This window comes from Paenibacillus pinihumi DSM 23905 = JCM 16419 (assembly GCF_000422505.1).
In the GTDB taxonomy this organism is placed as follows: domain Bacteria; phylum Bacillota; class Bacilli; order Paenibacillales; family Paenibacillaceae; genus Paenibacillus_D; species Paenibacillus_D pinihumi.
In genome coordinates this window covers 35,714-49,333 of sequence record NZ_KE383869.1, presented here as the reverse complement: position 1 = coordinate 49,333, position 13,620 = coordinate 35,714, and the positions used below count along the sequence as shown (strand labels likewise).

Sequence of the window (13,620 nt, the reverse complement as noted above, 5' to 3'; positions counted from 1 at the left end):
TACATGCGGCCATTTTTGATTGTTCACGGTATCTGCTTCCCGGTCAGTCCGAACATGAAAAGGCATCCCCCCGGGCCAAAGCCGGTAAGGATGCCTGATATTAAATAAGTGCGGGAATCTTCTGCTCGTTATGATTCGCTGCACCAGGCAGCGGTTTATAAATAACTAAGCGGATTTTCTGAGGTTCCGTTCTTAATGATTTCGAAATGCAGATGTGTTCCGGTCGATCTTCCTGTGTTACCCATAACACCAATCTGATCGCCCTTCTCCACGATTTCGCCCTGGCTCACTGTGAAGCTGCTCAAGTGGCCATACAGCGTCTTATAACCGTTCTTATGATCCAGGATGACTACATTGCCATACCCGCTTTTTTGTCCTGCGAATTCAACAACCGCTTCATCCGAAGCCTTGATTGTTTTGCTTCCCAGAATGTCCAGTCCCTTGTGCTGGCGTCCCCAGCGCTTGCCGAAGCTGCTCGAAATCTTCGCATTGCTGACCGGCCATGAGAACTTGCCGCTTCCTTCACCGCGAATCACCTTCGTGCCTTTCACAATAATCGAAGGAATTGCTGCTTCAATTACTTCTTCATTCACAATCTCTTCGCTCATCAGATAGCCGTTCTGCTTAACCAGCTTATAGGTGACGAGCTTCTTGCCCGGCTTGCCCTCCGTTATGACCTTGGATTCGCCGGCCCGCATCTCTTCATTCTTCTGCACTGTAACCGGAGGCTCTACCTTCTCCGTCTCTTTCAATTCTTCTTCCGTCTGTACCGTTACCGCCGGTTGAATGACCGTTAAATCCAGCACATCCCCGACTTTAATAATATCGTCTTCAATCCACGGGTTGTTCTGGTAAATGACTTGTCTGGATATATCAAACTTGGACGCGATGCAGCCTACGCAGTCGCCTTCCTGTACCGTATATTTCGTCGGCTTGTTCGTTCCCTTCGTCAACCGCTTGAACAGCTCATCCTCAGCTGTAATACGGTCAGGCGAAATATCAATATTGGCTGTGGCAACGTTCTCCACAATTTCAACTTTCTTCAGTTCCTTGGACTCTACTGTGACGGTATCACCGCCAAAGGATAGAGCCTTTACCTGCAAACCGCCCTTGGAGGACTTGGCTGCTGAAGCGGAAGCATATTGTGCCTGGACCTTCTCCAGCACACGCTCCGCGGTCTCACTGTCGGGCGCAATGCCGATCAGCTTGCCTTCTACCCGTACTTCAACACCAACCGCATGGGTTTTTACCAGTCCGCCCAGCTTCTCCAGTGTCTCCTCGCTGTTCGGTACCGCCTTGAAGCCGCTGCTCTCGGTGTATTCCAGCTTCCCGGCTGCCAGCACCATCTGGATGCCCGGATTCGCCTGTTCCACCTGCTTCTGCTTCTCTGCCAGCAGATCCTCTACCTGCTGTGGATTGCTAATCGTTCCGATTTCTTGCCCGTCTCTATATACATGATAGTAATCAACTGTGTTGGAAGAGATATATTGCTGTGTGCCAAACCCCGCTATAGCCAGCAAAGCCAGTGCGCTACCGGCAATAATGTATGGCTTTCTTCCGCGTGATACGGTCAGCGGTCTTGAACCTGCGGTGCTGCCTGCAGTCTTGCTCTGTAGATTTGTTCCTTTGAATCCTAGCTTGCGAATGCCGGTATGCAACCATTGTCCTACTTTCCGCAATGGATTCTTATCCCTGAAAACGGCCATGATCTGCTCCTTCTTAACGCATTCTCTAGTAATGTACAAAGTTTCGACAAAATCAATAGGTTAAAATCACCAAATCTTGTCACCCTGTGCTCTACTTTATCACACGCCAAAGAGGATGTTCAACCGAATCAGGGATAATGAAAGATTAATATTTTTTTAGAATCTTCATTAAGGCCTGGTATTCTTCGTCATTTAAATACTGCGCGACAATCTGCTGAATGTCCTGAAGCTCGCTCTCCGTGAGGCCGTCCTCCATATAAGTGGAGATCTTCTGCCACGCTTCCTGGGGCAGCTTGTCGATTAATAAAGTGAAGAGCTGCTGCCTGTCCTCGCTGCTGAGCTGCTCCTTGGTGCTGGTCAACTGATCCGGAGACATCACCAGCGGGTCTGAACCCGGATCTCCATTTCCCGGCATCCCTCCGGCGCCAGCCGCTCCTCCCGATACAGCGCCTGAATTCGCCTTCGGTCCGGTACCACCGCCAATCTCTACTGACAACGGAGGGGTATTTTCCTCATCATCTTCTCCGGCAGCCCCGGAAGCTCCTGATGCACCAGTATCCTCTGCTGTCGGCCCTTTCCCGGCCCCGGTATTCGCGTCCCCAATTGCGCCGGCTGAGCCTGTATTCCCGCTCCGTGTCTGTCCAGGCTCGTCTGCATCTCTACTGCTTCCGGGGCTGCTATCGTTCATCCCTTGCTTTGTGTCTCCTGTACTTGGCTTGCCGGAAGAAAACGGCGTCTGCCCGTCAGTATCTGTGCTGTTCCCGGTTGCCGTAATCGGGCCTTCTGCAGTAGGGTTTCCGATTTCCTTCGAACCGCCCCCGGAAGAGGATCCCCACAGGCTTTTCCATACGCCGGACAACGCAATCGGCGGCACCTCAATCGGCAGATTATACTGCTTCACCAGATTTTGCACATAGCTGTTAATAATAAAACCCGTCGTCCATATCGAAATTACACTCACTACCAACGCCGCTGCCGCCCATTTGCCAATCCAACCTGCAATCTTCCACATCTGCATCATCCTTTCCGTTTGCCCATGCTCTCTAAGCCATGCAGCGCAAAAGACCCCATATAAGATGAACCACTTATTTGCCGAAAGAGCCTTGTGCCTCTACTAGCATTATGGGCAATCCGGAGCAGAGCCAACCGTGCAAGACAAAAAAACAGCCCTCCCTGCTTCACAAGGGGCTGACCCCAATGAAGCCGGAAAGGCTGCTTAACGATAGGTTTGATTCTTATTCGTAGATAGACACAACAGGGTTTGTCTGCTCACGGTTGCGTCCTACAGAGAAGATCGCAATCGGAATGCCTGTCAGCTCGGATACACGCGCGACATAGCGTTGAGTGGACTCTGGAAGGTCCTCAAGCTTCTTCGTGTTCGAGATATCCTCGCTCCAGCCTGGAAGCTCTTCATATACAGCTTCACATTCAGCCAGCATCTTCAAGCTCGCAGGGTAGTGCTGAATCACTTCACCGCGGTATTTGTAGCCTGTGCAGATTTTGACGGTCTCAAGTCCGGTCAATACATCCAGAGAGTTCAGGGACAGACCTGTAATTCCGCTTACGCGGCGCGCATGGCGCACAACTACGCTGTCGAACCAGCCGACACGGCGCGGACGTCCGGTTACCGTGCCATACTCATGGCCAGTCTCGCGGATTTGATCGCCAATCGCATCATGCAGCTCTGTAGGGAACGGGCCGTCGCCGACACGGGTTGTATAAGCTTTCGCTACGCCGATAACCTGCTGAATTTTGGATGGGCCTACACCGGAACCGATACATACGCCGCCTGCAGTCGGGTTGGACGAAGTAACGAACGGATAGGTACCTTGGTCAATGTCCAGCATAACCCCTTGAGCGCCTTCGAACAGAATGTGCTTGCCTTCATCGATTGCATCGTTCAGAACGACCGATGTATCGGTGACGTATGGGCGAAGCTTCTCGGCATAGCCCAGGTACTCTTGGATGATCGACTCAGCATCTACCGGCTCACCGCCGTATACCTGCTGAATCACTTGGTTTTTCTCTGTAACCAGATGACGGACCTTCGCTTCGAACTCCTCCGCATCCATCAGGTCGGCAATGCGGATGCCCGCTCTCGCCGCTTTGTCCATATAGCACGGGCCGATCCCTTTGCGGGTCGTTCCGATCTTGTTGTCGCCCTTGCGATCCTCTTCCAGACCGTCCAGAATCATATGATACGGCATGATGACATGCGCGCGGTCACTGATCTTCAGGTTGGCGCTGGAGAATCCATTATCATGAATGTATTGAATTTCATCAATTAATGCTGCCGGATTGATTACCATTCCGTTACCGATGACACAAGTCTTGTCATTGTTGAAAATACCGGATGGAATCATGGTCAGCTTATATTTCTTATTGCCGATAAGAATGGTGTGGCCAGCGTTGTTTCCGCCTTGATAACGAGCGACGACATCGGCGCCATCTGCCAAATAATCCGTGATTTTGCCTTTACCTTCGTCTCCCCATTGCGTTCCGACAACAACAACTGTTGACATTCCCATACCCCCGATTCAAATATAAAACATGAAGTAATATGCTTGATTAATAGTGACAAATAATATCCGTATGCCCGCACGCTTGCAAGCAAAACGGCTGCCAAGGCCTTCAACCCGGCAGTAAATGATAGCACGCGAAGAAGAGGCTCTTCTTCCCGACCGTGCTTGGTTATCAACACTGCATCTCGATAAAGCAGCACTATAAGTGTAGCAGTATGAAAATTCAATGTCAACAAAAAACGAACAATAATAAGGACTAACCTATTATTGTTCGTAAACCCCACTCATGAAGCAGCTCCCGGCTCCTGATGGGTCCGGTCGAGCGACACGAATTTATTGTAGTTCTTCAGGAAAGCCAGTTCTACCGTTCCGACTGGCCCATTCCGCTGCTTGGCAATAATGATCTCGATAATGTTCTTCTTTTCGGATTCTTTATCGTAGTAGTCATCCCGGTAAAGGAACGCGACAATATCGGCATCCTGCTCGATCGAACCGGATTCCCGAAGGTCAGACATCATCGGACGCTTGTCCTGCCGCTGCTCTACGCCCCGGCTGAGCTGTGACAGCGCAATAACCGGAACCTCCAGCTCCCTGGCAATATGCTTGAGCGTCCGGGAAATTTCGGATACTTCCTGCTGGCGGTTCTCCCCGGCTTTGCCCCGGCCCTGAATCAGCTGGAGGTAGTCGATCAGAATCATCCCGAGTCCCTTCTCCTTCTTCAGCCTCCGGCACTTGGCCCGGATCTCTGCCACCGTAATACCCGGTGTATCATCGATAAAGATTTCCGCCTCCGACAAGGAGCCAATTGCCATCGTCAGCTTCTCCCAGTCGTCCCCCTCCAGATGACCTGTACGCATTCTTGTCGCATCGACATTCGATTCCGCACAGATCATCCGCTGAACGAGCTGGGCCGCGGACATCTCCAGACTGAATATGGCAACCGTCTCCCGCGCACGCACACCGACATTCTGGGCGATATTAAGCGCGAAAGCCGTCTTTCCTACGGAAGGACGGGCAGCAACAATGATCAGGTCGCTGCGCTGGAAGCCCGAAGTCATTCTGTCCAAATCCGTGAAGCCCGACGGAATCCCCGTCGATCCCCCTTTATTGGAATAGAGATGCTCCACCCGCTCGAAGACCTCCATCAGCACATCCCGAATGGAGATGAAGCCGCTGCTGGCGCGCCGGTTGGAGATTTCCATGATCTTCTGCTCAGCTTCGCTCAGCAGCATTCCGATATCATCCGAAGCCGCATAGCCATTCGTCACAATTTGGGTCGCAGTGCGGATAAGCTTGCGGTACATGGATTTCTCTTCGACGATCTGGGCGTAATAATCTACGTTGGCCGCCGTCGGCATACTGCCTACAAGCTTCGCCAGATAGCTGACGCCGCCAATCTCCTCCAACTGCTGCTTGTCCTGCAGACTCGCGGTCAATGTGACCAGATCAATCGGCTGATTCGCCTCTCCCAGCTCAATCATCGCTTCAAATATCAATTGATGGGCCGTGCTGTAAAAATCCTCGCTGCGAATGCGTTCCATTGACGAGATCAAGGCTTCGCTTTGCAACAAAACAGAGCCGAGCACAGCTTGCTCGGCTTCCATATTTTGCGGTGGTACTCTATCAAACATCAGATCCGGGTCCATGGTTCCAGCTCCTTACCCGAGTTCATTATTCTTCAACTGCGTGTACACTTACCTTTGCTTTCACCTCAGGGTGAATCTTGATAGCAATCTGAGTCACTCCCAGCGCACGAATCGGCTCATCCATCTCGATTTTGCGCTTGTCGATTTTGACACCCTGTGCAGCCAATGTCTCCGCTACCTGCTTGCTTGTAATGGCTCCGAACAGTCTGCCGCCTTCGCCGGCTTTGGTTTTGATGACAACCTTCATCTCCCCAAGTTTGACCGCAAGCTTCTCGGCATCCTCTTTTTCCTTATCCTTGCGCTTTTGCTCGGCCGCATTCTGCACTTCCAATGTTTTCAGGTTTCCATCCGAGGCCAGCTTGACGAGATTTTTCGGAAACAGAAAATTGCGCGCATACCCTTCCGATACTTCCTTGATTTCACCTTTTTTGCCTTGACCCTTTACATCTTGCAGGAAAATGACTTTCATTCGAACAACCCCTCTTCCTCTTCGATTTCTTTAAGCACCTGCTTCAGCCGCTTGGCTGCTTCCTTTGGCGAACACTCAAGTTGAGCAGCCGCATTCGTCAGATGGCCTCCGCCCCCCATGCGTTCCATAACAACCTGGACATTCATATGTCCAAGCGAGCGGGCGCTAATCGCGATAAATCCATCCGGACGTTCCCCTATAACAAAAGAAGCAAGCACATCATTCATATTGAGCAGCGTATCCGCTACCTGTGCAATCATCAGCTGCGAATATTTGCGATTCGGCTCCGTCACCGCAATCGCAATATGCTCGTGCACGATCTCCGCCTGCTTGATAATATCGGCTTTCTTCACATAATCATCAAGGTCTTCCTTGAGCATTTTCAATATCAGCGTAGAGTCAGCACCGTTGCGCCGCAGGAAGGAAGCCGCTTCAAACGTTCTTGCTCCTGTACGCAGCGAAAAACTCTTCGTATCAACCGTAATCCCTGCGAGCAAGGCGGTCGCCTCCGTAACATCCAGAGATACACGCTCATGGATGTACTGGAGCAGTTCGGTAATCAGCTCGCATGTCGATGAGGCATACGGCTCCATGTAGACAAGCAGAGGGTTATGAATAAATTCCTCGCTGCGGCGATGGTGGTCGAGCACAACGACCCGCTCTGTCATCGACAGGAGCTTCGGCTCCTTAACCATTGAAGCGCGGTGCGTATCAACCACGACAGCGAGCGACTTTGGTCCGATCAGCGTCAGCGCCTGCTCCGGCGAGATGAACCACTTGAACAGCTTCGGCTCCTCCCGGATCATCTCCATCATTCGTGTGATCGCAGGGTTGATACCCTCAATTACGATGTATGCCTCTTTATCAAATATCTGCGCCGCCTTGAGCACCCCGATTGCTGCACCGACCGAATCCATATCCGGCATCTTGTGGCCCATAATGACCACATTGCTGCTCTCCTTGATCATGTCACGCAGAGCATGGGCAACAACACGCGCTCTGACACGCGTGCGCTTCTCTACAGCTCCGGACTTGCCGCCGTAGAATGTTTGCTTCTCGCCAATCTTGATAGCAGCCTGGTCGCCACCGCGTCCTAGCGCAATATCAAGGCTGGTCTGCATCCACTGCCCCAACTCAATCGCATTCGCGCCGCCTGCTCCGATGCCGATGCTCAGTGTCATCGGAATTTTCTGTTCCTGCGTCATCTCGCGGACCTGATCCAAAATCGCAAATCGCGATTGCTCAAGATGCTTGAGCGTAGCGTAATCTGTAATAAATAAATAACGGTCGGAGGTCAGACGCTTCAGGTACAAGTGATGCTTCTGCGCCCAATCCGTTATTTCACTGGTTACCTTGGACAGCAGAGCGGCACGCTGCTGCTCATCCATCCCTTGCGTAACCTCTTCCAGATTGTCCATCATTACAGTACCGATCGCAAGCTTCTCATCCTCGTACTTCCTCTCCAGCGTCCAGCGCTGGGTGATGTCGCGGATGTAGATCAGACGTTCATCCGGCTTCACTGAAAAGGAGTACATTTTGGAGCCTACAGCCACCTCGCTCAACAGCTCTTTCCCTTTTACAGGCTGCCAGGCAGGAAACAGCTCCTTGAGCGGTTGCCCGATGAAGGACTCCCCCTCCAGCATTTCAGCCACGAAAGGATTATGCCACTCCACGATCTTGTCTTCGTTATAAAGGACAACTCCAAATGGCAGCTCGCTGATTACCTCATTGCCTGCCTTCTTGACACGATAGGACAAGGTGTTCAAATAAGCCCTCAGATCTTTGCGGAACGCACGCTCTGCAAAGAGGGTAAACAGCCCGTATCCGATCGTTGCCAGCAAGCCGAGCACTGCTGCAAGCCAATGAAGCCAGCTTAAGGCAGCCGTCATTGCAACCATAACAACAAAAGCGCAAATATGGTGCAAGCCGTGCCATCTTTTTACCAAAAACTTCGGCATTCTTTATCCGCCCCTGTATTTATGTTCTTTTGAACGATTTGCGAATCGGAAATGCTGTATCCAGCACCCCGATCAGACTAAGCGGCGGGAACAAGAAGACGGGTACCGCCAGTAATAGAGGAACAGCCTTATGCCATCTCTTCTGGTCGGCCACAAAAAAGAAGAAGCCTACAGTTTGAATCGCAAACACTAACCGCAAAAGAGGGATCATATTAATGAGTACAACACTGATGTAAGAATTATGATCTCCTGTCATGAAAAGTTCCAAAATCAGCGCCGCGACATAGTAGAAAACAAGCGACTTGGGCATCATCCAGTCCTTGGCGTGCGGCATTCCTGAAATCTCCTGACCATAGGCCCTGTTCAGCACTCTTCTGCTGATCCAGTGCGCGCTCACAGCCAGCACGAATGACAAGATGATGAACACAAGCGGTATGGACTGCATCATTAACTTGATGAGCGCATCGGTCATCGCATCATTCCATACCGGAGGCATCAGACCTTGCTGGCCCAATTCACGGACCGAGTTGCGGAACAGATTGCCAAGCTCCGATACCAGAGATACCCTCAAAATAGCGGAGAACAGCAAAAGCTCCAGCAGCATCTGGGCTAACAGTACAATCGTCGTTACCGTCAATACGGTTCTCGCCTGCGCCTTCCGCTGGTACATATGCCCTGCGACAATCGAAGGCACCAGGAAGAACAGCCCGAAGATCAGTACCGCCGGACCCATCAAGGCATACGCTAAGCCAAGTGTGATGACAACATAAAGAGCAAACAGCTTGCGCGGCAAAGTGGTGTACAGCACAATGAAAGGAACCATGATTAAGACACTTGCTAAAATGTTGATGACCGGTATCGTCATCATTAACAGCAGCACGATGGCTGCGGCGCTCCATAGCACCGATTTCAAACCGGTATTCAAGCCGTTCACCTCTTGCATTTTATAAGCTTGCGGACAAGCTTTACTCCCCATTATACCATAAACATGGCTCTGCCATAAACTTTTGACCGCTGCCAGGCCCTTGCGAAGAAATGCCAATCTGCAAACCAGGCCCGGGCGTAAAGTATAAATCAGGCCGGTAGCATCTACCGGCCCTGCAAATTTATTATGCCTCTTGTTTCATAGAAAATTTCATCATGGCTTCCGAGCAATAATCAATAATATCGCTGCGCCGCACAATTCCGATAAAGCGGTTCATATCATCGACGACGGGTACAAAGTTTTGAACCTTGGCAAGGGAAATCAGGTCCTCCATATTGGCATCGATCTGCACAGCCAGATTTTTCAGCCGTCTGGGGATGTCGGCCAGCTTGACCTTATGGCACTGCTCAAATGTAATTTCCGGATGATTCTTCATAAACCAGAGCAAATCACCCTCTGTTACGGTGCCAGCATAGCCGCCCTCCTGATCGAGTATCGGCACTGCGGTGTAACGGTGATATTCCATGCGCTCCAGCGTCTGTCTAAGAGTCACTTCCTCAGTAACAAATATAACATCCTGTTTAGGTAACAAGAAAAACGCAATATTCATAATTGTAAAACACTCCATTCCTAAATGGTAAGTTGCACTCTTACCCTGCCTAGTCTATTTTAACGTTTTTTGGCATTACAGTTCAATGGCATTCCACCTGAATATTAAACCGCTGCCATATCGCTCAAACCGAAATTGTTAAATTGAAAGCCCTGAACGGGCAAGGAAATTATATCCTGCTCATTCAGGGCTTCGTTAGCCAGGCTATGGATTATTCCTTGCCGGATTGATCCGTCTCGGGGACAGGCAGCTGATTCAGCGTGAGGGAATCATCCATCCAGCTCTTGATCCATTGTTTGGCTTGCTCTACATCTTTGTCATTCAGGAAGAAGTACCATGGCCCGCCATTCACCAGACGATGTCCGTCGCCTTTAAGCGTGTAGCTGTATACCGTACGCTTATCGAGCATGGATTTGCCAAGACCGATGATTTGCTCCGGATTCAAGTCGGTAGTAAAATTGTCCCCCATAATATCAAATAATCCGGGAAGCTTCGACAATTGGGATAAGTGGGTCGCTTCATTCATCAAGTTGGTAATAAAAATCTGATGGCGGCCCGCGCGGCTGCTGTCGCCTCCCGCATCCTCACGGTAACGGACATAATTCAGAGCATCCGTCCCGTTATAGCGGTCCTGTCCGCCTTTGATCGTGAATTTTTCATGATCATATCCTTTATTGACAATATCCTTGTCAATCGGCAGCGGAATGCCTCCAAGCGCATCAATCGCCTCACGGAAGCCTTTGAAGTTGATCGCAGCATAATGATCGATTTTTATCCCCAGCAGTTCCTCTACAGTAGCTACCGAAAGGTCGGCCTTGCCAAATGCATAAGCGTGCGTAATTTTATCCTTGGACTTGCGGCCCGGAATGTCCACAAAGGCATCACGGGGAATCGAGAGCATCAGCAGCGCGCCGTCCTTCGGCCGCACCACCGTCACAATCATGGTATCCGAGCGCCCTCTCTCCTTATACCTCTGGTCAATCCCAAGCAGCAGCATTGTCATCGGCTTCTTGTAAGCTTCGCTTAATTCTCCCCCGGACTTGTTCGTATCCGGCCGCTGCAGCGGCTTGTAGCTCTGCCCCAGTTTATTTTCCACATGATCAGACAGGAATTGATCAAAGCCCCACAGTGCCAGCGCAGTCCGGTTAAAGTAGCCCACGCAGCCCAGCAATACAATAAGTGCAATGATAGCTGTCAGCCATACTTTTTTATTTAATCGACGCATGACGCATTTCTCCTAACCCTAATTTGTAAATCCCTACCCCAGTTGACGATCTAAAATTGCAGGAAGTTACAAAAACCAAGCGGTCAAATTATTCCTCTCCCCTTTAAAAAGAGGAAGTCACAGGTCTTTACTATGTGTAGGGCGGGACATTTTCATGTGTGCGTATAGACCGTTGTCAGCATTATGCAAGATAGGCGTTTCATGAAAACCTGTAGCGACGGCTGTAATTCTCCTCCATAAGCAGCCATCTGTACCGATACAGTTGGCTCTGAAATGCATTGTGCAATCTATCACCCGCGCATACAATGAGTCTATCAATAACGGTTGAGATTATTCTAAAGAAAAAATAAAACTTTATTAAATAAGGGGGAACCAATCATGTATACCATGACAAAAGAAGAAGTCAAGGCATATCTGAACCGTATTGGAATCGCAGAGATTCAGCCGCCAACCAAGAATTTTTTATTTGAGCTGCATAAGGCGCATGTAAGCAAAATTTCCTGGCAGACTGTCGATATTTATATGGGGGATCCCTCCGGCATCGATATCGAGCAGTCCATTGCGCTTATTTTAGGCAATCGAAGCGGCTATTGCTTTCATCTGAATGGGGCATTCAGCACTTTGCTTCGCACCCTTGGCTATCAGGTTTCAATGCACCGGGCAGGAGTACAGCCGCCAGGCACAGAGCCGCGTATCAATTCTTTCCATTTAGGGCTTACCGCTACCCTGAACAATGAGCAAGGGGAAACAGAAACCTACATTGTTGACGCCGGGCTCGGGGACATGCCTTATGAACCGCTCCCTTTACGCTTCGGAACCTATAAGCACGGCCCGCTTACCTATCAGGTGGTACAATCTGAAGTGGCTGCCCAAGGCTGGCGTCTGCTGCATGATCCGCGGGGCTCCTCTGTCGGCGTAGACTTTGATTCTGCTGTTGTTTCAGATATGGAGGAGTTCAAGCCGAAGCATGAATTTTACAGCCAGTCGGCAGACTCGCCATGGACCAAGCTATTCCTGGCCAAATTGCGCAATGAACACGGAAGCTATGAATTAAGAGGCTGCATGTGGAATACAATTGATATTAATGGAGTCAAAAAAACGGAGATTACGAACAAGTCCCAATGGCTGGAGTTACTGGGTGATGTGCTTGGAGAACAGCTCGTCCGGTATAACAGTCTGGAGCGGGATGAGCTGTGGAAAAAAGTATATGCTTCACATGTTGAATGGAAGAAGTCCGTTGAACGAAGCAAATCATAAATCTCATCCAAATCATTAATCATTATCAAATAAAAAACAGCCCTGAGGGGCTGTTTTTTATTAAAGAAAGGCTGCTCAGCCAAGTGGCAGGGCAGCCTTTCAATGAAGCTCGAACTATTCCGTTGTGTATGGCAGCAACGCCACTTGACGTGAACGTTTGATGGCAACAGTCAGCAGGCGCTGGTATTTAGCGCTAGTGCCTGTTACACGACGTGGCAAGATTTTGCCGCGCTCGCTGATAAACTTACGGAGCAAGTCGATGTCTTTATAGTCAATGTGAGTAATTTTGTTTACAGTGAAGAAACATACTTTACGACGTTTGTTACGTCCGCCTTTACGGCCGCCGAATTTGCGTTCTGGACGCTCATCGCCGCCTTCTCTTTGCTTAAAGCTCATTCGTCATTCATCCTTTCATCTAAAATGGCAGATCATCTTCTGAGATATCGATCGGGCGACCGTCATCCGAGAACGGATCATTGTTGTTATTCCGTGATGGAGCATTCCCGGAACGGCTTGAGCCGTACGAAGAGTTTCCACCGCCTGCATTATTGCCCCCACCGTAGTTGTTGCCACCACCGCCATGTGAGCCGCCGCCACCGCCACCAGCACCGCCGCTAAATTCCTCACGGGGCCCGTTGTCACGGTTGCCTGACTCCAGGAAGCGAACATTGTCTGCGATGATCTCTGTCACATAGACACGTTTGCCTTCATTGTTGTCATAGCTGCGCACCTGGATACGGCCTTCAACTGCAGTCAGACGTCCTTTGCGAAGATAATTCGCACAGGTCTCTGCCAGCTGACGCCAGGTAACAACCGGGATAAAATCAGCTTCACGCTCGCCTTGATTGGACGTAAACGGCCGATCTACAGCCAGTGTGAACTGCGTTACCGCTACACCGGAAGGTGTATAACGCATTTCGGGATCTCTTGTAAGCCTGCCTATCAGAATAACACGGTTCAACATCGGTTCTCGCCTCCAATCGAAAAAACATTCTTGCGTAAGAATTAAGCTACATCTCTAACGATCAAGAAACGGATAACTTCATCCGTAATCTTCATGACGCGGTCAAGTTCAGCAACAACTTCGGAAGTTGCATTGAAATGTACCAGGACGTAAATCCCGTCACGAATCTTATTGATCTCATACGCAAGACGGCGTTTTCCCATCAGATCGGATTTTGTAACCTCTCCGCCATTATTGATGATGCCTTCGAATTTCTCGACGATAGCTTGTACAGTTTCCTGCTCAGCTTCTGGACGAATGATGTACATCACTTCATATTTGCGCATATTGTTTCACCT

13 protein-coding genes are annotated in these 13,620 nt (G+C 50.1%); 1 reads left to right on the top strand and 12 read right to left on the bottom strand.

Annotated features, from left to right (window positions below; all coding sequences use genetic code 11):
• Window positions 1-155: 155 nt before the first annotated feature.
• From H583_RS0129280 to H583_RS0129240, 9 genes are all read right to left on the bottom strand, one after another.
• Window positions 156-1,706 (bottom strand): M23 family metallopeptidase, encoded by a 1,551-nt coding sequence (locus H583_RS0129280; protein ID WP_028563598.1) that lies wholly within the window; start codon window positions 1,704-1,706, stop codon window positions 156-158.
• A 145-nt stretch (window positions 1,707-1,851) separates the two neighbouring features.
• Complete coding sequence (locus tag H583_RS35770) at window positions 1,852-2,718, bottom strand: hypothetical protein (RefSeq protein ID WP_028563597.1); 867 nt, start codon at window positions 2,716-2,718, stop codon at window positions 1,852-1,854.
• Window positions 2,719-2,941: 223 nt separating this feature from the next.
• Window positions 2,942-4,228: an adenylosuccinate synthase gene (locus H583_RS0129270; RefSeq protein ID WP_028563596.1), complete on the bottom strand. Its 1,287-nt coding sequence runs from the start codon at window positions 4,226-4,228 to the stop codon at window positions 2,942-2,944.
• 284 nt (window positions 4,229-4,512) lie between these two features.
• Window positions 4,513-5,874: a replicative DNA helicase gene (gene dnaB, locus H583_RS0129265; protein WP_028563595.1), complete on the bottom strand. Its 1,362-nt coding sequence runs from the start codon at window positions 5,872-5,874 to the stop codon at window positions 4,513-4,515.
• Between the two features lie 25 nt (window positions 5,875-5,899).
• The gene (rplI, locus tag H583_RS0129260; RefSeq protein ID WP_028563594.1) at window positions 5,900-6,343 is read right to left on the bottom strand and encodes a 50S ribosomal protein L9; all 444 of its coding nucleotides are present in this window, start codon (window positions 6,341-6,343) and stop codon (window positions 5,900-5,902) included.
• Window positions 6,340-8,301 carry a DHH family phosphoesterase gene (locus H583_RS0129255; protein WP_028563593.1) on the bottom strand — a complete coding sequence of 654 codons (1,962 nt, stop codon included), beginning with the start codon at window positions 8,299-8,301 and terminating at the stop codon, window positions 6,340-6,342. The genes rplI and H583_RS0129255 overlap by 4 nt, the downstream gene beginning before the upstream one ends.
• Before the next feature lie 19 nt (window positions 8,302-8,320).
• Complete coding sequence (locus H583_RS0129250) at window positions 8,321-9,235, bottom strand: DUF2232 domain-containing protein (RefSeq protein WP_245586042.1); 915 nt, start codon at window positions 9,233-9,235, stop codon at window positions 8,321-8,323.
• 175 nt (window positions 9,236-9,410) lie between these two features.
• Window positions 9,411-9,836, bottom strand: a complete 426-nt coding sequence (locus tag H583_RS0129245) for a CBS domain-containing protein (protein WP_028563591.1) — start codon at window positions 9,834-9,836, stop codon at window positions 9,411-9,413.
• Between the two features lie 211 nt (window positions 9,837-10,047).
• Window positions 10,048-11,061, bottom strand: coding sequence for an LCP family protein (locus tag H583_RS0129240; RefSeq protein ID WP_028563590.1), 1,014 nt, complete (start codon window positions 11,059-11,061; stop codon window positions 10,048-10,050).
• A 378-nt stretch (window positions 11,062-11,439) separates the two neighbouring features.
• On the opposite strand from H583_RS0129240, the gene H583_RS0129235 reads away from it, so the two are divergent.
• Window positions 11,440-12,318 carry an arylamine N-acetyltransferase family protein gene (locus H583_RS0129235; protein ID WP_028563589.1) on the top strand — a complete coding sequence of 293 codons (879 nt, stop codon included), beginning with the start codon at window positions 11,440-11,442 and terminating at the stop codon, window positions 12,316-12,318.
• 114 nt (window positions 12,319-12,432) lie between these two features.
• Here H583_RS0129235 and rpsR read toward each other — a convergent pair whose 3' ends face one another.
• Genes rpsR through rpsF form a run of 3 tightly spaced genes read right to left on the bottom strand, consistent with a single transcriptional unit; the run spans window position 12,433 to window position 13,608 of the window.
• Entirely contained in the window at window positions 12,433-12,714 is a 282-nt protein-coding gene (gene rpsR, locus H583_RS0129230) for a 30S ribosomal protein S18 (RefSeq protein WP_028563588.1), read from the bottom strand.
• A 19-nt stretch (window positions 12,715-12,733) separates the two neighbouring features.
• Window positions 12,734-13,282: a single-stranded DNA-binding protein gene (locus tag H583_RS0129225; RefSeq protein ID WP_028563587.1), complete on the bottom strand. Its 549-nt coding sequence runs from the start codon at window positions 13,280-13,282 to the stop codon at window positions 12,734-12,736.
• A gap of 41 nt (window positions 13,283-13,323) precedes the next feature.
• Entirely contained in the window at window positions 13,324-13,608 is a 285-nt protein-coding gene (gene rpsF / locus H583_RS0129220) for a 30S ribosomal protein S6 (protein WP_028563586.1), read from the bottom strand.
• Between the last annotated feature and the right edge of the window lie 12 nt (window positions 13,609-13,620).